Genomic DNA, 20,060 nt, shown 5'->3' on the forward strand with positions numbered 1-20,060 from the left:
ATAGAAGATTCATAATAAATTATCGCTGGTAATACTATATAACTTAATAATTAGCCTCTAGCAAAAGATGTTTTTAAAACTGAAAAAAATCTATCTAGAGATAAATTACTAAAACTTGAAAACTGGCTTAGGGTATGTAGAGCCTCTGCAATAAGTATTGGTTGTTCTTAGACATTTTCATGCCTCATATTCATTATTCCCAGTTACTGCGCTATGGAATTGTTGTATTAATTGTCACACTCACACTAGTGTTAATGTTGATGCTAGACCCTTGGTTAAGCATGAGTGGAACTCCTTTCTTGCTGTTTTTTGGCGCTGTAGTGGTGAGTGCTTGGTATGGTGGTTTTAAATCAGGGCTATTAGCAACTTCCTTGTCTGCATTACTGAGCAATTACTTCTTTCTCCCGCCAGTTTATGAGCTGAGTTTTGACCTATCTAATTCTGTGCGAATTGGGTTGTTTGCATTACAAGGATTGCTCTTTAGTATCTTATGTGAGGCATTAAAGACTGCTAAAAAACGGGCTGATAGAAATCTCCAACAGCTAAGAGTTAGTGAGGAGAGATTTCGATTAGCGTTAAGCAGTTCAGATATTGTGGTCTTTCAACAAGATCGAGATTTGCGATATCAGTGGATTCATAATCCTCAAGGTCTAGATACTGCTGAGGAAATTTTAGGTAAGTCTGATGATGAATTATTTCCAGCTTCAGTAGCAGAGCAATTGAAGGCAATTAAGCTGAAGGTAATAGAGACTGGTATTTCAACCCGTGAAGAGGTTTATCTGACAACTTGCGGAGAATATCGTTACTATGATTTGCTGGTTGAACCACTGAAAGATACAGACAATAGTATTAATGGTATTACTTGTGCGGCTGTGAATACTACAGAACGCAAGCAGGCTGAAGAAAGACTCCGCTATATCGCGCAAGTTAGTAGTGTCCTATCTACTTCGCTAGATTATGAAGAAACCTTAGAACAAATTGCCAAAATTTCAGTTCCTCAGCTAGCTGATTGGTGTAGTGTTGACATTTTAAATGAAGATGGTTCCATTCGCCGCCTACCAATTGCCCATGCAGATCCATCTAAGGCGGAGTTAGCGCGTAAACTTCAGGAGTATGCAACAGATTACAAGGGTGCAAGTGCAATTACTAGAGTAATGCAAACTGGGCAAAGCGAATTAATCTCAGAAATATCTGACTCGCTATTAGTGGCAAGCACTCAGAATCTTGAACATTTAGAACTTGTTCGGGAATTGGGGATGAAGTCTGTGATGATTGTGCCCTTAATTGCACAAGGGCGAGTACTCGGCACAATCAGCTTTGTCAGCACGCAATCAAACCGTCGCTACGATCGCACTGACCTCACTTTAGCAACAGAGATTACTCACCGTGCAGCCTTAGCAGTAGAAAATGCCCGACTTTATCAAGATATCCACCACGCTTTAGTCCATTACGCCGAATCTCTATCTCTTCTAGATGCACTGTTAGAAGCCGCTCCTGTTGCCGTATGCTTTTTGGATCGGGAACTGAAATATCTCCGAATTAATCAAGTTTTCGCTGACATTAATGGTTTGACTATAGAAGAACATCTAGGACGCAAATTTGGGGAAGTATTGCCAGCAATGGCGGCTGAACTTGAGCAACAGTTACAGCGCGTTTTGGATACTGGAGAACCACTGCTGAATGTAGAAATTAGTGGTGAGACAAGGGAACAATCCAGACGTTACGGCTACTGGCTAGGCAACTATTACCCAGTCAACAACGCAATGGGCGAAACGGTAGGAATTGGGATTATTTTGGCAGATGTGACAGCAGCCAAGCAAACAGAAGTGGCTTTGCGAGAAAGCGAAGAAAGATTCCGGGCAATGTTCGACCAGGCAGCTGTGGGTATTACCCTGGTAGCGTTGGATGGAAAATTTATTCAGGTTAATCCTGCCGTATGCGAAATTACTGGGTACAGCCCTGAAGAGTTAATGCAAATAACCTTTGAGGAAATTACCCATCCTGACGACTTAGCAGTTGACTTAGAAAATGCTCGGCGAGTTTTAGCAAAAGAAATTAGTGGTTATTCCCTAGAGAAGCGCTACATCCGCAAAGATGGTTCTATAGTTTGGGTAAACCTAACTTCATCAGCAGTTTGGGATACCAACGGACAACCAAAGTATGCATTAGGCATTATTGAGGATATTAGCGAACGCAAACGAGTTGAAACGACACAACAATTTTTAGTCGAGGCCAGCACCTTACTCGCTGCCTCATTAGATTATGAAATTGCCTTAGAAAGTGTGGCTAATCTCGCAGTTCCTACCTTAGCTGACTGGTGTATTGTAGATGTTTTCCAGGAAGATTGGTCAAGTAAACAAATTGCGATCGCAATTGCCGATCCCACAAAACTAAATACTTTAGACCAAATCCGACGGCGTTATCGACCCAAAACTAGAGCCAAACAGCTTGTACGGCAGCTACGGCTTGGTATATCTGTCTTTTATCCCGAATTATCTGACTCTCATCTGGTAGAGATGGCTGAAGACGACGAACATCTGCAATTACTGCAAAGTCTGGGTATTTGTTCTCTAATGGTGATTCCAGTTCGTTCCCGTGGGCAATTATTTGGAGCAATCTCTTTTTTCACAGCCGAGTCAAGTAGGTACTACAAACAAACAGACTTAGCCTTAGCAGAAGATATTGCTCGTCGGGCGGCGACAGCTATTGACAACGCCAGACTATACCAAGAAACTCAACAGGCAAAACAGGGCGCTGAAAGGTCTGTCAATCGCACCATACTTTTACAAAGAATAACCGCCGCCCTCTCGGAAGCCTTAACTCCCCAACAAGTAGCCGATGTCGTGGTGAACCAAGGGATTGCTGCCTTGGAAGCTACTGGTGGTTCCGTTGTCTTACTTACTGAGGGAGATACTACCCTAAAAGTTGTGCAAGCAATTGGCTATCCACAAACACTCATCAATACTTGGGCAACTTTTCCCATCACATCACCTAACCAAATAGCAGAAACAGTCAGAACCGGGCAGCCGATTTTTTTAGAAAATTTAGCAGCCATGATTGCTAGATATCCTGAGTTAGCAAATGTTGTGACTGTTATAGGGAATAATTCTTGGGCTTCCATTCCATTGATAGCAGAAGGCAAAGTAATAGGGGCACTGGGATTAAGCTTTACCACTGGACAAATATTTAACGAAAAAGACCGGGGATTTATGTTAACGCTGGGACAACAGTGTGCCCAAGCGATCGCTCGCGCTCAACTTTACGAAGCTGAAAAGACCGCCAGGGCCCAAGCTGAGACAGCCAACCGCATTAAAGATGAATTTCTCGCTGTCCTTTCCCATGAACTCCGAACTCCCTTGAATCCGATTTTAGGGTGGGCAAAGTTACTCAGAACCCGCAACTTCGACGAAGCTACTAAAATTCGGGCATTGGAAACAATCGAGCGGAATGCCAAGTTACAAACTCAATTAATTGGAGATTTACTCGATGTTTCGCGGATTTTACAAGGTAAAGTCAGGTTAAATCTTTATGCAGTGGATTTGAAAATAGCGATCGCATCTGCACTAGAAACGGTACGTTTAGCAGCAGAAGCCAAATCAATTCAAATTGACACAGTGTTAAGTAATGATATCGGCAAAGTCCTCGGCGATAGCGATCGCTTGCAACAAGTAATGTGGAATCTCCTCTCCAATGCCGTTAAATTCACACCCACAGAAGGACGAGTAGAAGTCCGTTTAGAGCAAGTTGGCTTAGATGCTCAAATTCAGGTGATTGATACAGGTAAAGGAATCATCCCAGAATTTTTGCCCTACGTCTTTGATTACTTCCGGCAAGCAGATGCTAAAACAACCAGAGTATTTGGCGGGCTAGGATTAGGGCTGGCAATTGTGCGTCATTTAGTAGAACTTCACGGTGGTACAGTTCAGGCAGAGAGTCTGGGAGAAGGACAAGGCGCTACTTTTACAGTCAGACTACCTTTGCTGAAAAATTCTGAGTTGCGACTCAGCAGCGATGAAGCTTCTCAAACAGAACTAAGTACAGATGACACATTACTGGCTGGAGTCCAAATCCTGCTTGTGGACGATCAAGCTGACGTGCGAGAGTTTTTTAGCTTTGCCCTAGAACAATATGGCGCGACTGTAACCGCAGTTGAATCAGCAGCCGAAGCACTGGAAATATTAATGCAATCAAAACCAGATATTCTGTTAAGCGATATTGGAATGCCCTTAATGGATGGCTATATGCTCCTGCGTGAGGTGAGAAAATTACCGCCAGAGCAAGGCGGGCAAATTCCTGCGATCGCACTGACAGCTTATGCTGGAGAAATTAACTATAACCAAGCAATGGCAGCAGGATTTCAAAAACACCTACCTAAACCCGTAGATCCAGCTGAATTAGCCACAGCGATCGTCAATCTCATCGGGCAGAATCAACCCTGAAGTCGATAGGAGGGATTGTTCAAATAATAGGAAAAAGAGCAAATTCCAGTATCTTTCTCCCCTGCCTCCTGCCCCTGCCTCCTGCCCCTTTCCTCAACCAATGGGGCGATTACCAGGATTGACTGCATGGATATATTCACTACCCGATCCCGGTCTTCCTCGTTTATAGTAAGCTTCTTCTGGTTTACCCCATCCTAGCTGCAAAATCATTTCCAAAAAACTTGAATTTTCCCACTTGCACAAACTTGCCCACTCTGTTCTCTGAACAATTCTTTCTACATCAGATGTGAGAATTTGTTGGTATTGTTTACTGTTATTGAAACTCAAATATAAATCCATCCCCGTAGAGACTTCATACCAAAATTCCACAATGGAATTTTTAGCAGCTTTTAATATCTCTAAGTCACTAGCAAGAGCTATTAAATCAGTATTTACTTCGGGATAGCTCAAGTTTTTACCTTTAACTGTCACCTCCCGCCAAATAATACCTGAAACTTGATTTTCTTTTTGATAGTCGTGAATTGCAGCTTTGAAATCTTGATAAGCTGTGAATTGTTGCAGCCCATCAGTCCTGATAAACTGGTCAATTACAGGATTGCCAGAGACCGTTATCTCTAACTTTAGGCGTTTTCCGTTGAGGCAAGCTTGGCGTTCGGCTGCCAAAACTTGAATTAGCTCCTGGGTGGTGTAAACCTTTGACATCAGAATACACTCAATACGGGACTAGAGATTACTTTTCTAAATGGTTAACACAGATATTTCAATATTATGCTTTGACATCAGCAGAAATGTAGTAACAGATAGCACGAAAAACGAGGGCAGACCAATTTGGTCTACCCCATAACTTATCTAGCTAACTCACTACTGAACTCATTAAAAGCTCGTCGCTTTAGTTGTGCTGTTTCGGTACGTGGTAATAAATCAAAGATTTTGCGAAATTGATCGTCTATTTCTTCAAAAGGTACTTGACCTTTTTTATCCAAAACTACCTCACCTGCTTTATTAAACACTACGACTTGAGGAACAGACCCAGAATAGTAATATCCTGGTTCTGTAGGGTCGTAGCTTTCTTTAGATGGGATAGTATCTACATTAATCGGCATAATCTCTGCTACCCGACCGTAGAATTCCTGTACCCGTGAGATAGAAATGGCATATCTTTTAGAATCGCTGCTGTCATCCAAATAAAAAGCCAAAAATATCGGTTTATGTTCCGCTAAAGTTTGTGCGAGTGTCTGTCTGGGAGGAACTAATGAACCGTTGCCAGCATAAACAACGAAGATGTTGCCATCATATAAATCATTATCGAGACCAGCATAAGCAGGTTGCGTACTTATAATGAAAAGACTTACAAGCAACAACAGGCATTTGGACAACCACCTTTGCCAGCTAGTAATTTGTTTATGTAAAAAAAGAAATTTTGTGCTATTCATCAAAAGGAACCTTGCAAGCTACTACTTGTCGTGAGTTTGTGCTGAATTCAGAAAACTGGGCTGGATATGTAATTACGCCCACACACTATTTTTTAAGATAACGTCTACTGAGATTATCTCTTTTAAGTGGATGATGGAGTTGAACGGAGTTCCGAGGTGGATGAACGGAGTTCCGAGGTGGATGAACAGAGTTCTGAGGTGGATGAACAGAGTTCTGAGGTGGATGAACGGAGTTCTGAGGTGGATGAACTAGATTTTAACTCTCCCCTGCCTCCCCTGCTTCCCCTGCTCCTTTGCCCTCTGCCCCCTGCCCCAAAATCAAGAGGCTGGCTTTTTCAGTCAGGATTCGCTAAACTCACGCATATTAAATTTGCAATTAAATACTTTCAATTAGCAACGCCAGAAGACTAGGGTACAGATGTGGGAAACAAAATTCAATTCATAGATAGGCTGCGATTGGGTTTCGCGGTGTCAGTGGCAAAAAGTGTGACGTTTATAGTGCGATCGCTCCGTCTGGGTGCTGCTAGTGTATTACCAGGCTCGATTGCTCGTCGCATTGAACCCCGACTTTTAGAATTATTGAGTCAGCAAGTTAAAAATGGAGTGATTTTAATTGCTGGTACTAACGGCAAAACCACTACAGCCCTGCTTTTATGCACAATCCTAGAACGCAAGGGTTTTCGCGTCACTCATAATTCTACAGGTGCAAATCTGGAAAATGGCTTGATGACGGCGCTGTTAGAAAGCACCAACTTACTAGGCACGCTAAATACTGATTACGCCATTTTGGAAGTCGATGAAAATATTGTCCCAAGAGTATTAAAGCCACTCCAGCCGCGAATTATTCTCTGTTTAAACTTGTTCCGCGACCAGCTTGATAGGTACGGCGAAGTAGATACAATTAGTAAACGTTGGACAAAAGTTATTTCTACCCTACCAACAGAAACGGTGGTAATTCCTAATGCTGATGACCCAACTTTATCTAACCTTGGTCAGCAGTTACCCCAACGGGTGTTATTCTTTGGCTTAAATGAACCAGAACATTATCTAGAAGCTATTCCTCACGCTGTTGATTCTATCTATTGCCCCAAATGTGGGCATTCTCTAGATTATAAGGGTGTCTATTTATCTCATTTGGGAGATTTTACTTGTCCCAAGTGTGGTTTCACTAAAAGTAAACCGACTCTAGAAAGTAGTGAATGGTCGCAGATTCTAGTTGGTTTATACAACAAATATAATACTTTAGCTGCTGCTACTGCGGCTATTGAGTTAGGAGTTGATGAAGCGACAATCAGAGACACTATTAACAACTTCCAAGCTGCCTTTGGTCGTGCAGAAGATTTGGTAATTAACGGTAAACGAGTACGGATATTATTATCAAAAAATCCCGTAGGAACGAATGAAACCATTCGCGTAGTCACTCAAAGCACAGATAAAACCACACTGCTGGTATTGAACGATCGCACACCCGATGGCACTGATGTATCCTGGATTTGGGACGTGGATACCGAGAAATTAGTCGAACGCGGCGGGACTTTAGTAGTGAGTGGCGATCGCGTCTACGATATGGCACTACGTCTACGTTACAGCCAAAAGTCCCTTGAGAGTAGCATAAATTTAATAGTGGAAGAAGATTTGCGACAAGCGATCGCAACTGCATTAGAGCATACACCAGAGAATGAAACTCTGCATATTCTACCTACCTACTCAGCCATGTTAGAAGTGCGAGAAGTTCTAACTGGTCGGAAAATTCTTTAAATTGGGGAGTAGGGAGTGGGGAATGGGGAGTAGGGGTAAAGAAAAGAGAAATTATTTCCCTAATTCCCCATTCTCAATTCCTAATTTCCCACTCCCCACTCCCCATTCCCTACTCCCCATTCCCTAAATTTATGATTTCTCAAAATTTGGAATTAACAATAGGTTGGCTTTATCCGACGCTGATGAGTACTTATGGCGATCGCGGTAATGTAATTACTATAGAACGTCGTGCCGAGTGGCGGGGATACGATGTTAAAGTGTTACCCCTAGATCAAAATGCCACAGCCGCAGATATAAAAACTGTAGATGTAATCGTTGGTGGTGGCGCACAAGATCGTCAGCAAGAAATTGTCATGCGTGATTTGCAAGGTGCAAAAGCCGACGCAATGCGCGAAAAAATCGAAAATGGAACACCAGGAGTATTTACTTGTGGTTCCCCCCAATTACTGGGACATTATTATGAACCAGGCTTGGGACAAAGGATTGATGGTTTAGGAATACTCGATTTAGTTTCCGTCCATCCTGGTGAAAATACTAAGCGCTGTATTGGGAACTTGGTAATTGAAGTCACAGCTTCACGCCTAGCGCAAGAATTGCGAGAGATGACTGGTACTACACCATATTTGGTAGGCTTTGAAAATCACGGCGGACGCACCAAACTGGGAAAAGTGGAAGCTTTGGGGCGCGTGGTATACGGTTTGGGAAATAATGGTGAAGATGGTACAGAGGGAGCATTTTATCAGAATGCGATCGCTACTTATTCCCACGGCCCTTTATTACCAAAAAATCCCTTTGTCGCCGATTGGTTAATTCAAACAGCATTGCGCCTAAAGTATCAGCAACAAATTACCTTAAAACCTTTTGACGATAGCCTCGCTGCACAAGCAAGAGAAGCGATGTTTAAGCGGTTGAAAGTGAGTTTACCAAGTGCTGCGGCTGCGAAAGTTTAAATTTTCGTGTTTTTCTAGTTCCCTGACTTTCACAGGGAACACAATTTCCCGGTTTCGCATGGGGAGGTGTGAAAAACGCCTTAAACTTAGCCTTGATTTCATGTTTCCTTGTATACAACTACTAACCCCACACCGCAACGAGTCGCCGCCTCTGCTAACCGAGTATCAAGAGTTGCTAACGGCAATTGTAACCGCAACGCCAATTCTAAATAAGCTGCGTCATAAGATGCTAAACCTTCCTGTCGTGCTAGCTTCAAGGTTGCATCCAAAGCCTTTGCATCCGTAAATAAATCAACCTGAATTAATAGTGACTGTAACAAAGCAATAGCTTGCTCAGATTGTTTTTTAGTCATACGGTTACGTCGTTCAGCCACGACAAGGGTATTAGCAATCTCCAGCGACCAAATTCCTGGTACAAAAGCTTCAGAATCTGGCATCATTGCGAGTATGGCACTAGCATAATCATCGTTTTCATCCACCAAACACCAGCTAATTGCTACAGAACAATCCAAAACAAACTGCATTAAAATCTTCGTCCCTCTTCAAGCATTTCGCGGATTGAGGTTTTATCTAAAGCTACTTCTCGCCGCAGTTGTTGCATTTTGGCAATTGCTTCTTGAATTGATTTTTTTGTCGTTGGCTTTCCCCAAGCATTATATTGCAGTACAGTGTCATCGCATGGTGCAAGGTCTGTTTTATCTAACGGCTGCACAACTACTACTACCTCTACAGATGTATCTTTATAATCAGTAGGTGTCTGAATATGCAATATTCCATCTGTTCCTATATGCGATCGCAATTTTTTTGTTTCCATTTTTACCACCAGGAAATTATATAATTTCTCGTTTTTTGGATTTAACAGGTAATGCAATTCAGGATACTCTGCTTTTCATTTTAAATTAACAAAGGGCAATGCATGACTCAAATCTTACGCCAACTAGTAACATTTGATGAATTTATCACTTGGTATCCAGAAAACTCACAACGACGCTATGAGCTGCATGACGGAGTAATTGTTGAAATGGCTCCTCCCACAGGTGAACATGAACAAATTGTTGGATTTTTATTTGGGGAAATAATTACAGAATACAAACGTTTAAAGCTACCTTATCTCATCCCCAAAACAGCATTCATTAAACCGACTCAGAGCGAAGCAGCTTACTCACCAGATGTACTGTTATTGAATAAATCTAATTTAGTAAATGAACCTCTGTGGAAAAAAGAATCTACTGTAAGCCAAGCGGCATCAATTCCTTTAGTAACCCAAGTTGCTAGTTATGGGGAGTGCGCTCGTGTTAGTGTCAAAAAGGCAATAAAATCCCCTCCAGGAACAAAAATCGGAGGGGAATATGCTAAATGAAATAATTACTGTCTATGCTATCATCGATGACCTATTGAAGGCGATTGGGCATGATGAAGATTGCCGTCGGAACATGAATGATGCAGAAATTATTACAACATCTGTGTGTGCGGCAATGTTCTTCGGTGGTAATCATAGTAAAGCTTGCAGGTATATGAAAGACCATAAATTAATACCCAAGATGTTAGAAAAGTCGCGATTCAATCGACGATTACACAGTATATCTATGCTGATTAACGATTTGTTTCATCAAATGGGAATGATCTTAAAAGAGATTAGTGATTGTACTGAATATCTTTTAGACTCTTTTCCAGTAGCAATGTGTGACAATATTCGTATTTTTAATGTTAAATTGATCGCAGCGAAAGAATATAGAGGTTATACAGCATCTAAAAAACGCTATTTTTACGGCGTTAAAATCCAGCTATTGACTACTAAAAGCGGTATTCCTGTAGAATTCGCATTCATGCCTGGTAGTGCGAATGATGTACGTGCGCTCAATGCTTTACCGTTAAATTTACCGCCTGGTAGCGAAGTTTATGGTGATTCAGCTTATACCGATTATATGATTGAAGACGACCTACAAGAAACTAGCCAAATCTCTTTGAAAGTAATGCGGAAGAAGAATTCCAAACGTCAAGACCTCCCTTGGAATCAATATATTAAACAACATACTCGGCATTATATTGAAACCGTGTTTAGTAGTATCACCCGTGTTTTTCCTAAATCCATTCATGCGGTAACTTATGAAGGATTTTTACTGAAACTTGGAGTATTTATTTTTGCATTTACTCTTCAAAAAGCATTTCAGTAAAAGTCAATTTTAATACTGTAAGCTTCTTTAGTATTTACACTGGTAGTTGAGTCTAAGTCACGGTTTCGCGTTGCGCAACCGTCAGCTTATCGTGTGCGTTCGCATGAATTGACAGGTGTAGAATTTGATAACCCGCAACTTGGGTTAGTAATTGAAGTGGTAAGTACCAACTGGCGAGACGACTATTTTACCAAAGCAGGTAAATATGAAGAGGTTGGAATACCTGAATATTGGATTGTAGACTATCTAGGTTTAGGCGGTAGGCGGTTTATTGGCAATCCGAAACAACCAACTATCTCGATTTACCAATTAATTGAAGGTGAGTATCAAGTTAGGCAATTTCGGGGAAATGATCGCATTCAATCGCCAGCCTTCCCAGAGTTGAATTTAACTGCTGAACAGATTTTTCGGGCTGGAGAAGTCGCGTAAAAAAGGGCTAAAGAAGTAAAAGAACCATCAAAGACTCGTCCACGAGTATCAAAGACTCGCCCGCGAGTATCATAGACTCATCGGCGAGTATCAAAGACTCGTCCGCGAGTATCAAAGACTCATTCACGAGTATCAAAGACTCTTCCACGAGTATCAAAGACTCTTCCACGAGTATTAAAGACTCATTCACGAGTATTAAAGACTCGTCCACGAGTGTCAAAGACTCGTCCACGAGTGTCAAAGACTCGTTGACAAGCCAATCTGAACCATTGGGAATGATAAATTCTTTTTAGATTCAGTAAAAATTATTAGTACTTGTGTAGTATTACACAGAATAGTAAATTGCTTTGATATCTTGCAGCATTCTTAATTAACACCCACCTTTGCCTGCAACTCGAATTTCCTTTCTTATAGCGAAAGTCTACTCAATATGGACTAAAATCCAAGCCTGGAAAGAATTTAGCCCTCTTAAGAGGACTTTCGCTATCAGCCAGACGTTTCTAACCTGTGGCGGTTGTTGGGATTAGTGCACCTCAAACCAATAATTCGCAACCAAAATCTGCTTGTGTGGGACGATACCAAAATACAAGCTGGTGCTGAGTGGAGTAAAGAAATTGAAAATGCTTTAGCAGCAGCAAAAATAGCAGTATTGTTGGTTAGCCCTAACTTTCTAGCATCAGACTTTATTCACGAGAATGAGTTACCCCCATTATTAAATGCGGCACAAGCCAAAGGACTCACGATTATTTGGATACCGTTAAGTTTTAGCAGCTATGAAGAAACAGAAATTGAACAGTATCAATCAGCGCACCCTCCCAATCAACCTTTAGACAGCCTGAACCCAGCACAAGAGAATAAAGCTTGGGTGGATATCTGTAAGAAGATCAAAGCAGCAGCAATCTCTCGGTAAAAGATAGAGAAGATTTTCTCTCGGTAGTGATGTGTGAAAACGGTGTCTTTGCTCTTAGATGCAAGATTTGTCTTGATTAGGGATACTGAAAGCAAAGTTTTTTGGTGTGCAAGCGATCGCACCACCACAACATCTTAATGTTATTCACCTTTTTCCTGAAGGAGCGATCGCCAATCTTCAATCGCCTTCTCCGTCCACAGCCAATTTTTAGCTAATTTATCAACCTGGAAATTTACTGAATCCGAGTTGAGAACCATTTGCCGCAACTTGATCGCTTCATTCAGATACTGTGTCTGCTTACCACTAGATTGGCTAAGTGCAGATTTATACAATCCCAGGGCTAAACCAGCATAAGAAGTTAAAGCATCTTCAGGAACTGCCGTCTTTGAATCTGTATTTTGTTCTTTGAGAGCTAAATTCAAAGCCTTGAACCAAGAGTCATTGGCTCGATTTAGATTGCCTTCTGCGTAGTAGGCAAATCCTAAAGCGTTATTATACAAAAGCGATTCTGGTTTAGCTTTGGCAGCAGTTTCCCAGTAACGGCGGGCATCATCGACGCTATAGTTATTGTCTCCAGTCCCGATAGACTGCCAAGCTAATCGTCCTTTATAAAAGTTGACTGATGGATCGTCAATTTGCTTATTTGGAACAAGTTTAAGGGCAGTTTCCGCCGCAGCGAGTGCGCCACGATTGAGTAATTCTTCTACAGCCAACAACCCACCTTGTAAATCTCCCTGGCTCAGTTTTTGCGTAGCGCTGCTGGTGACAATTCCAGTGCTTGCTGTTTCTAAATCAATATTTTGCTGTTTTTGGATAGGTAAAGAATCGGTGGAAATTGCTGGGATGTTTGGCAGAGTTGCCTGCTGGGATCGATTTTGCCACCACCAATTTAAAGCGATCGCAGCTACTAAGGCACTGATTCCCACAATACCCACAATTGGCCACAACTTGCGGTGTTGGGTACGGTGTCTTGGTACGCCTGGTTGCGATGCCTGGGTTGGGCTATGCCTACGCGAAAACTCAGAATTTTGCTGACTTTCTTGAAATTTACCAGTAATTGCAGGGGGCGGTGATGGAACTTCTCCCCACAAATCTCCTTCTTCTTCCAAAGAAGTCATCTCTTCTGAAATCTGGCTTTGCTGAAAATTATTTTCTAGAATTTGTTGATCCGGTTCAGTGGTAGCTTTTTGGTTATCTAGCTGACGAAACAAATCGGAAACGATCGCAGAATCTTCTTCATAACTTGGGTCATCATACTCAATTTCATCAACGAGATCGCCCCAAGTATCCTCACCCAGCCAGTCTAATCCAGAAGAGTCGCGCGCTAAACCAGCAGGAATCATTTCTTCCATTCCTAAAGGCATATCGCTATCATCTGCGTTGGCGTAGCCCGTCGTAGACATCGCAGAGTACATCGTGGAAGTTATTCCTAAAGGTGAATTATACTGATCCCGCAAGTCTGGACTTTCGGATACCTCAATTTCTTCACTGAGAAAACCGTCAGATTCTGGCTGGAGATATAAAATCGGTAATGCCCAGTACATCTGGTGAGAACCATAAGCAGAAATTAATCCTTGGCGTACCCGACTAACGCACAAATCTACAGGATATCCCTGACTCAAGTTGCGGTAAAACAATTGTGTGAGTGTCAATGCTACTTCATCAGGAATGCGTTCTGACATAGCCAAAACGCTTCTAATTCCGCGCTTTACGAGACTTTCTGCCAGATTACGTTCACCTGTATCTCCAGAAGGATCGGATGCAGCTGTGTACGCCCCCAAGCAGGAATTAAACACTGCCATTTGAATATTATTGTTGACGAGCAGACCTGCTAGATCGTCTCCACTCAAGATTTCCGTTAAGCCAGTTCTGCGACTAACAAGATAAATTTCTCCGCCATTGCCGCCTAAGTTACTATGACCAGAGTAGTGGAGAACTTGGTATCTGCCTTGTTCTAAGGCTTGCGTCAGTTCTTCCCGTCCTGGTTGGTCTAAGACAGTGAGTTCAATTTCTGGGAAACGATTGTTACCTTCAGCAAGTCGTGATGTTTGACGGTGAAGTTCTGCTTGCAGTTTAATCGCTTCCTGTTTCTGTAAGTCAAGACGGACTTGATCTGAGGGAGAAGCAATTACCATCAATACTTTCACGCCACCTTGTTCTCGTGTTGTGAAACTATTGCGCGATCGCAAAGGAGAACCCCCCAAAATGCCACTTTGGAAGCGAGAAAAAGCCACATAAGGCCCAGTAGCCAGAGGGCGATCGCCTGCGTGCATCACTTCCCAAGGTAGACGAGCTAACCTAGTGTCCTTTAGCCCCAAGCGTAAGCGTAGTACTTGTTGGTGATTCTGGGCAATACCTTGGGCAGTAATCCAACTATCTCTGAGAGTGCCTTGAAATAAGGCGTTATAAAATTGTTGACCCAACGCCACCAAGTTAACAGAGTTTCTGGCGATATTGCTTTCGTGCCCACCAGAGGTAAATGGATCTCCCTGCAACACCGATTTCAATGGGTCATTCATCAAATGCCCAGCAGCTATTAACCAATCAGCTACAGGCCAAGTCACCAATTCTTCTGCCAATGGTACCCCAGGCGCGACTTGTTCCGTCCGCACCAAGTAGTCATTTTGCCCTACTGGGGTTACGGAAATGTGAAATTCCTGGGTCACAACTTCTCCTGTCCGCCTCCTAAATCTGGTTTGAAACACGAAAGTTTCAAGTCGATTTGCTCCCTCTGATAACTTAGATGCATCCCACCCCTGAATGTTTCTGATTCGGTGTTGTTTTGCTTTTTCTGCCTTTACAACTTTATCCGGATCGGATTACTTGGATCTAGAACACTTAATTGGTAGATGCACCTTGATCTTCAACTCCCCTAGTTGGCTAACACCTACTAGGGGTTTTTTTCAATTTTGGCAAACAACAGCAACTTTTAACGCAGATATTCTTTACCAAAAAATAGTGCTTAATCCTAGAATACTTGATTACTAGATAGATGTCCCTTGATTTTTAACTCCCCTAATTCAGTTAATATCTACCAGAGTTTCGTAGACACGCCTTTCTAATAAATTTATCCGGAGCATGGTGGTTAAACCTAGAACACTTAATTGGTAGATGCACCCTGATAACTAGCTCCCCTGGTTGGCTAACACCCACTGGGGGTTTTTTTATGAAGAAATTTAGCAGCAATCATTTCTGACGCATCAAATTTTTAAGGCAATGCACTGGTTATTTAATTGGTAGATGCACCCTGATAACTAGCTCCCCTTGTTCGCTAACACCCATTGAGGATTTTCTCTGGTGAGCGTCAATTTATCCGGTAGATTGCTCTTTAAGAATCTCTTTTAATCCTCATATAGGCTAGCACCCCCTGAATTCGTGCCAGTAGCCCTATGAGTATCATTTACAGGTAAACGAGATTCTGAAAGACTTTAGCTTCACTTGAAACCAATATCTGATAACTAACTCCTCTGGTTGGTTAACAACTTTGAGGTTTTTTTCTGGTGAGCAAACAACAATAACTTCAACCTCTGCTATTTTATCCGGTAGCTACCCATTTACTTTAGAAAAGATGATCAATAGATGCACCCTGATAACTCACTCCCCTAGTTGGCTAACACCCACTGGGGGTTTTTTTCTAATTACCTAGGCGTAGCCCTTCCTAGACATGGCCGTCAACCCTGATTTTTGCCATTTTCCCCGGAAGATACTCGCTGCCTCTAGAAAACATTAATGGTAGATGCACCCTGATAACTAACTCCCCTAGTAGACTAACATCATCTGGGGGTTTTTATTTTAAAAAATAACTTATCTGTGTCCAAATTATCCGGAGTATGGTGTTTAACCTGAGAACACTTAATTGGTAGATGCACCCTGATAACTAACTCCCCTAGTAGACTAACATCATCTGGGGGTTTTTTATTTTAAAAAATAATTTATCTATGTCCAAATTTATCCGGAGTATGGTGTTAAACCTAAGAACATTTAATTGGTAGATGCACCCTGATAACTAACTCCCCTGATTGGCTAACGCTCATCGGGGGTTTTTTATTTTAAAAAATAACTTATCTGTGTCCAAATTTATCCGGAGTATGGTGTTAAACCTAAGAACATTTAATTGGTAGATGCACCCTGATAACTAACTCCCCTGATTGGCTAACGCTCATCGGGGGTTTTTTGTGTAGACACGTAGCGGCTTGTCTTAGACATCGCCCTAGCATTTTCTGCTGATGTAACTAGAATGCACCACTACTCTTGTTGTTACTGCTCCTAGGATAGAGCATAACTTGCTCACTCAATTCCTGAATCTCTTTCTTTTTATTGTGAGCTAGAGATGCCACATCAAAATGATTGCTATGATATTTAATCATATTCTTAATTTTTTTTCTATATTTTGGCGTTTAATTATTTGTCTGCCAGCAATCACGCTTCTTTGCTAACTACATTTGTATATTTCTTGTTTGTATGTTCAACCTGGGAATGTAGTCCTGAAGGCTCTGCCTCCCAAAAAACATAGAAGCAAGGACGCAAGAAAAGATACTGGATAAGGGTTTCAGCTTTAAGTTGACACTAATAACCAGCTATATGGTAATATTTCATGGCATTATGCTAAAAAACTTTGCTTAGAATCAAAGAGTCGCCAACCCATGAGTTTAGCTGTAATTAAGTTCTCTTCAGAAGAGTGCGGCATCTGCCATAAAATGTCTTTTTACGACAAAAAGGTGGCTGAAGAACTGGGTTTAGAATTTATTGATGTGAAAATGCAGGATACGACTGCTTACCGCAAGTATCGCAAGATTTTATTAACTCAGTATCCCGATAAATCAGAAATGGGATGGCCTACTTACATCATCTGCAATTCTCCAGAAGGGGAATTTCAGATTGTGGGTGAAGTAAAAGGAGGTCATCCCAAAGGAGAATTTAGAAGCCGTCTGCAAGAGGTTCTGGATTCTACAGGTAATCAGAACTAAATTACTTCAAAAGATTTGACCTCTAGGACAGGGCCAATCATGGCAATAGTCATGATATCTTCACGCACCTGTCCTTTTACTTTTGCTTTTTGTCCGGCTTTGAGTAAGCTTTTGTCAGCCCCTTTAAGGATTTCGTAAGTAACGCCCTCTTCTGTAACCAACGCCCATGCGCCTGTGCCTATATCACGGCGTTCGATTGTACCTGTAAGTGTAATGCTCATAAATAGTGCTGAGTTGTGAGTGCTGAGTGCTGAGTTGTGAGTGTTGAGTGGGGGGAGTAGGGAATTAGGAGTTAGGAGTTAGGGTTAGGAGTTATAAAAATTGATTCCCAATGCCCAATGCCCCATTCCCCATTCCCCATTCCCCATTCCCCACTTATGCGATTTTTTCTTCGTTTTTCAACGCTAAACGAGCCAATCCATAGCAGATTAGGGCATTAGCGATGAGGAAGAGGCGTGATATGTTGCCACTTCCCAAACCCCAAACAGCTGGATCTAAAAACGCACTTACTGTCAAACAGGCTGCTATACCTAATGTTGAACCAATGGCAAACCATTTCCAACTAGGATTTCCCAGCAGCAATGCCATTAACAAAATGGGAATCAGTACACTGGCAAATAGAGGATTCAACGCATCAGTTCCCTGAAGGGTATTACCTAGTTCGGGAATTGAACTGCCCAAAACCCGGAAAGGCCATTGGGGAAGATCAAAAATATAGATTCCCTTGAGGAAGAATAACCCGGAACTGCCAGCGATTAGTCCACTAGATAAAGACCAACTCCAAGTGAAGGGGAAGTAAACCCGTAAAAACCAAGCCAGTAGATAAGAGCCAACTACCATTAAAATCTTGGGTAATAGTGCCACTGCACCACCATCAATCCAAAAGCCAGGGTTAAGATAGCCGTTATCGCGTAACCACCGAAAGAAATCTGGAAAACTTATTTGTCCTCCAAAAGCTAGTCTGACTGCTGCTTCTGCATTGAGTTGTCCAGCGCCATAATAGTTCAAACCATCATCTTGGATAACTCGCGCCGACTGCTTGAGGACTTTTAAAACTTCATCTGGTTCTTTGATACCAGCAGCTTTAATTAATGCTGCAACGCCTGCAACGTGGGGAGAAGCCATGCTTGTACCCTGGAAGCCAAGAAATACCCCTTCGCCATTTTCATCGATAGTTTCTTGGAGAATCTTACCAGCTTCACTACCACCAGGAGCCGAGATATCTACCCCAGCACCAAAGTTAGAATAAGGCGCTCTTTCGCCATCTGGGCCAATTGCCGAAACGCCTATTACATAAGGATATCGGGCTGGATAGCTTGCGCCATTGGTATTTTCATTCCCAGATGCGGCAATGATAACTACACCTTTTCTATGGGCATACTCGATCGCTTCTTTCATCAACTTGCTTTCACCGCTACCGCCCAAGCTCATATTAATCACATCTGCGCCTTTATCAGCAGCAAATTTAATCGCTTCGGCAATATCGGCAACTGTACCGCCACCATAAGAACTGAGTACCTTAAGTGGCATCAGACTAGCTTCATAAGCAATTCCAGCTACGCCATATTTGTTATTTGTGGCTTGGGCAATAGTTCCAGCAACATGGGTACCGTGGCCGTTATCGTCTTTGGCTTCTTCTCGGTCGTTAACAAAATCATAGCCTTTGACGAATTTTGTCTCATATAAGTCGCGCACCTTAGTAATCCCGGTGTCAATTACCGCAACTGTAATGCCACTGCCTTTGGTTTGACTCCATGCGCCTTCAATACCGATTTTGTGCAAGTTCCACTGCTTGCTGTAATATTGATCATTGGGGCCAGTTAGTGATGGGCTTGTCTCATCATCATTTTCTTGAGGTCTCAAAAATTCTCCTAACCAAGCTTTTTCACCTGGTTGTGGAATCTTTGTATAGATGTAATTTGGCTCAATGAATTCTGTAGCTTGGGCAAACTGAGATTTTTTCAGTTCTTGGAGTCGCTGGCGATCGCCTTTGACAATATACACATGATCTTTTTCTGAAAACTTGTTGTCTAATTGGGGTGTAACGTTGTATTGTTTGGCGATCGCTTGGAGATTCTGTTGCACCACATTTGATGGAATATCTTCCCGAAAATCAAGCAAAATCGTCTCAAACTCTCCTTTAACTGCCATTCCCTGGAAATTCAGGAAACCAAATATGGCAGCTCCTAGCCCAATGACAAACAAGCACAATAATATAAGCTTTCTCATATTAACTCATCACCGCTTTTTGCCAGTTTGCTCACTACCATAACTTATCTCCATCCTTTGTTGGTGGATTTTGCACTTTTAGTTACAAGTCTCACTTCATTACTCAGGACTTATTGAAACGATGGAACGTGGTCTTTTGTGGTTGCCGCTATTAGTAATGTTTTTCTGGTTGGCTTGGCAAGGCTCGAAAGAGTATCAAAAAGTTGAAGCCTATCGCGGTTGGGCAGAACAATTTGAACGGGCTAAGTACGATATTTATGCTGTATTAGGTCAAAAAGACAATAATCTCACTTGGGGAAAACCCACACCTCAAGGGCCTATTAAACTAGAAACATTCTCTTTGCTTGATATTAAGCAAATCAACTTTCTAGTAGATGATAAATCAGTAGATGTGGATAATGTACCGCAGAAAGGTCGTTCTATAGAGCTAGAATTTCTCTTTTCCGAATCTAATAAATCGGTGCGTGTTCCATTTACCGAAATCCCTTTGGCGGCGGAATGGGGAAAGTTTTTGCAAGGGCGATTACAAGACTTGCGAACAGAACCAAAGAAGTAGTTATATTGAAGCGACAAGTTCTCGATTATACTACTGTTTCTGTACAGAAAATTAGATTGGGTAAACGACATAGCCTGCAATTATGAAATACTCACAAAGGTGATTTTTGAATTATTAATTCTTACTCTAAATTGTTCAATAAAAAATATGCTTCTGGGTAGATGAAAAGTAAGTCAAGGGGTAGCATAAAATACTAAGGCATAGATGATAAAACC

The 20,060-nt window shown here is 41.9% G+C and carries 15 protein-coding genes and 2 pseudogenes; 10 read left to right on the forward strand and 7 right to left on the reverse strand.

Annotated features, from left to right (window positions below; genetic code table 11):
• The first annotated feature begins 179 nt into the window (after window positions 1-179).
• Entirely contained in the window at window positions 180-4,439 is a 4,260-nt protein-coding gene (locus tag ACFFRD_RS28065; RefSeq protein WP_392478880.1) for a PAS domain S-box protein, read from the forward strand.
• Between the two features lie 93 nt (window positions 4,440-4,532).
• Here ACFFRD_RS28065 and ACFFRD_RS28070 read toward each other — a convergent pair whose 3' ends face one another.
• Together ACFFRD_RS28070 and ACFFRD_RS28075 are read right to left on the reverse strand one after the other, a co-directional pair.
• Window positions 4,533-5,141, reverse strand: a complete 609-nt coding sequence (locus ACFFRD_RS28070) for a hypothetical protein (RefSeq protein WP_392478882.1) — start codon at window positions 5,139-5,141, stop codon at window positions 4,533-4,535.
• 143 nt (window positions 5,142-5,284) lie between these two features.
• A complete protein-coding gene (locus ACFFRD_RS28075) occupies window positions 5,285-5,872 on the reverse strand; it encodes a thylakoid membrane photosystem I accumulation factor (protein WP_392478884.1) in 588 nt (195 codons plus the stop codon).
• A 126-nt stretch (window positions 5,873-5,998) separates the two neighbouring features.
• Here ACFFRD_RS28075 and ACFFRD_RS28080 point away from each other — a divergent pair, with 126 nt between their 5' ends.
• The 3 genes from ACFFRD_RS28080 to ACFFRD_RS28090 all read left to right on the forward strand — a co-directional run bounded on the left by ACFFRD_RS28080 (window position 5,999) and on the right by ACFFRD_RS28090 (window position 8,580).
• Entirely contained in the window at window positions 5,999-6,283 is a 285-nt protein-coding gene (locus ACFFRD_RS28080; protein ID WP_392478886.1) for a hypothetical protein, read from the forward strand.
• 9 nt (window positions 6,284-6,292) lie between these two features.
• Window positions 6,293-7,630, forward strand: a complete 1,338-nt coding sequence (locus ACFFRD_RS28085; protein ID WP_392478888.1) for a MurT ligase domain-containing protein — start codon at window positions 6,293-6,295, stop codon at window positions 7,628-7,630.
• 131 nt (window positions 7,631-7,761) lie between these two features.
• On the forward strand, window positions 7,762-8,580 hold the full coding sequence (locus tag ACFFRD_RS28090; RefSeq protein ID WP_392478890.1) for a type 1 glutamine amidotransferase: 819 nt from the start codon (window positions 7,762-7,764) through the stop codon (window positions 8,578-8,580).
• 98 nt (window positions 8,581-8,678) lie between these two features.
• Here ACFFRD_RS28090 and ACFFRD_RS28095 read toward each other — a convergent pair whose 3' ends face one another.
• Window positions 8,679-9,104, reverse strand: coding sequence for a type II toxin-antitoxin system VapC family toxin (locus tag ACFFRD_RS28095; protein ID WP_392478891.1), 426 nt, complete (start codon window positions 9,102-9,104; stop codon window positions 8,679-8,681).
• Window positions 9,104-9,394, reverse strand: a complete 291-nt coding sequence (locus tag ACFFRD_RS28100; RefSeq protein ID WP_392478893.1) for a hypothetical protein — start codon at window positions 9,392-9,394, stop codon at window positions 9,104-9,106. The genes ACFFRD_RS28095 and ACFFRD_RS28100 overlap by 1 nt, the downstream gene beginning before the upstream one ends.
• Window positions 9,395-9,496: 102 nt before the next feature.
• Here ACFFRD_RS28100 and ACFFRD_RS28105 point away from each other — a divergent pair.
• From ACFFRD_RS28105 to ACFFRD_RS28120, 4 genes and pseudogenes are all read left to right on the forward strand, one after another.
• A pseudogene (locus tag ACFFRD_RS28105) lies at window positions 9,497-9,856 on the forward strand (Uma2 family endonuclease); the annotation flags it as partial.
• A 73-nt stretch (window positions 9,857-9,929) separates the two neighbouring features.
• Entirely contained in the window at window positions 9,930-10,754 is an 825-nt protein-coding gene (locus ACFFRD_RS28110; RefSeq protein WP_392478895.1) for an IS982 family transposase, read from the forward strand.
• A gap of 144 nt (window positions 10,755-10,898) precedes the next feature.
• Window positions 10,899-11,183 (forward strand): annotated as a pseudogene (locus tag ACFFRD_RS28115) (Uma2 family endonuclease); the annotation flags it as partial.
• A 565-nt stretch (window positions 11,184-11,748) separates the two neighbouring features.
• Window positions 11,749-12,093, forward strand: a complete 345-nt coding sequence (locus tag ACFFRD_RS28120) for a TIR domain-containing protein (RefSeq protein WP_392478897.1) — start codon at window positions 11,749-11,751, stop codon at window positions 12,091-12,093.
• Between the two features lie 140 nt (window positions 12,094-12,233).
• On the opposite strand, the gene hetF is transcribed toward ACFFRD_RS28120, so the two are convergent.
• The gene (gene hetF, locus ACFFRD_RS28125; protein ID WP_392478899.1) at window positions 12,234-14,759 is read right to left on the reverse strand and encodes a cell division protein HetF; all 2,526 of its coding nucleotides are present in this window, start codon (window positions 14,757-14,759) and stop codon (window positions 12,234-12,236) included.
• Between the two features lie 1,977 nt (window positions 14,760-16,736).
• Between hetF and ACFFRD_RS28130 the strand changes: the two genes are divergently transcribed.
• Window positions 16,737-17,060 (forward strand): hypothetical protein, encoded by a 324-nt coding sequence (locus ACFFRD_RS28130; RefSeq protein ID WP_012409925.1) that lies wholly within the window; start codon window positions 16,737-16,739, stop codon window positions 17,058-17,060.
• Here ACFFRD_RS28130 and ACFFRD_RS28135 read toward each other — a convergent pair.
• On the reverse strand, window positions 17,057-17,281 hold the full coding sequence (locus ACFFRD_RS28135) for a hypothetical protein (protein ID WP_114082657.1): 225 nt from the start codon (window positions 17,279-17,281) through the stop codon (window positions 17,057-17,059). The two genes, ACFFRD_RS28130 and ACFFRD_RS28135, sit on opposite strands and share 4 nt — an antisense overlap.
• 154 nt (window positions 17,282-17,435) lie before the next feature.
• Complete coding sequence (locus tag ACFFRD_RS28140) at window positions 17,436-19,289, reverse strand: S8 family peptidase (RefSeq protein WP_392478901.1); 1,854 nt, start codon at window positions 19,287-19,289, stop codon at window positions 17,436-17,438.
• Between the two features lie 121 nt (window positions 19,290-19,410).
• Here ACFFRD_RS28140 and ACFFRD_RS28145 point away from each other — a divergent pair, with 121 nt between their 5' ends.
• The gene (locus ACFFRD_RS28145) at window positions 19,411-19,845 is read left to right on the forward strand and encodes a hypothetical protein (protein WP_392478903.1); all 435 of its coding nucleotides are present in this window, start codon (window positions 19,411-19,413) and stop codon (window positions 19,843-19,845) included.
• Window positions 19,846-20,060: the final 215 nt, after the last annotated feature.

Origin of the sequence: Nostoc sp. C110, assembly GCF_043099725.1 — a bacterium.
Taxonomy (GTDB): domain Bacteria; phylum Cyanobacteriota; class Cyanobacteriia; order Cyanobacteriales; family Nostocaceae; genus Nostoc; species Nostoc muscorum_A.

Excerpts from the sequence above, each read along its gene's own strand:
- ACFFRD_RS28145 (WP_392478903.1), top strand. The coding sequence starts at position 19,411 with ATGGAACGTGGTCTTTTGTGGTTGCCGCTATTAGTAATGTTTTTCTGG.
- ACFFRD_RS28065 (WP_392478880.1), top strand. The coding sequence starts at position 180 with ATGCCTCATATTCATTATTCCCAGTTACTGCGCTATGGAATTGTTGTA.
- ACFFRD_RS28130 (WP_012409925.1), top strand. The coding sequence starts at position 16,737 with ATGAGTTTAGCTGTAATTAAGTTCTCTTCAGAAGAGTGCGGCATCTGC.
- ACFFRD_RS28140 (WP_392478901.1), bottom strand. The coding sequence starts at position 19,289 with ATGAGAAAGCTTATATTATTGTGCTTGTTTGTCATTGGGCTAGGAGCT.
- ACFFRD_RS28075 (WP_392478884.1), bottom strand. The coding sequence starts at position 5,872 with ATGAATAGCACAAAATTTCTTTTTTTACATAAACAAATTACTAGCTGG.
- ACFFRD_RS28135 (WP_114082657.1), bottom strand. The coding sequence starts at position 17,281 with ATGAGCATTACACTTACAGGTACAATCGAACGCCGTGATATAGGCACA.
- ACFFRD_RS28090 (WP_392478890.1), top strand. The coding sequence starts at position 7,762 with ATGATTTCTCAAAATTTGGAATTAACAATAGGTTGGCTTTATCCGACG.
- ACFFRD_RS28110 (WP_392478895.1), top strand. The coding sequence starts at position 9,930 with ATGCTAAATGAAATAATTACTGTCTATGCTATCATCGATGACCTATTG.
- ACFFRD_RS28100 (WP_392478893.1), bottom strand. The coding sequence starts at position 9,394 with ATGGAAACAAAAAAATTGCGATCGCATATAGGAACAGATGGAATATTG.
- ACFFRD_RS28095 (WP_392478891.1), bottom strand. The coding sequence starts at position 9,104 with ATGCAGTTTGTTTTGGATTGTTCTGTAGCAATTAGCTGGTGTTTGGTG.
- ACFFRD_RS28070 (WP_392478882.1), bottom strand. The coding sequence starts at position 5,141 with ATGTCAAAGGTTTACACCACCCAGGAGCTAATTCAAGTTTTGGCAGCC.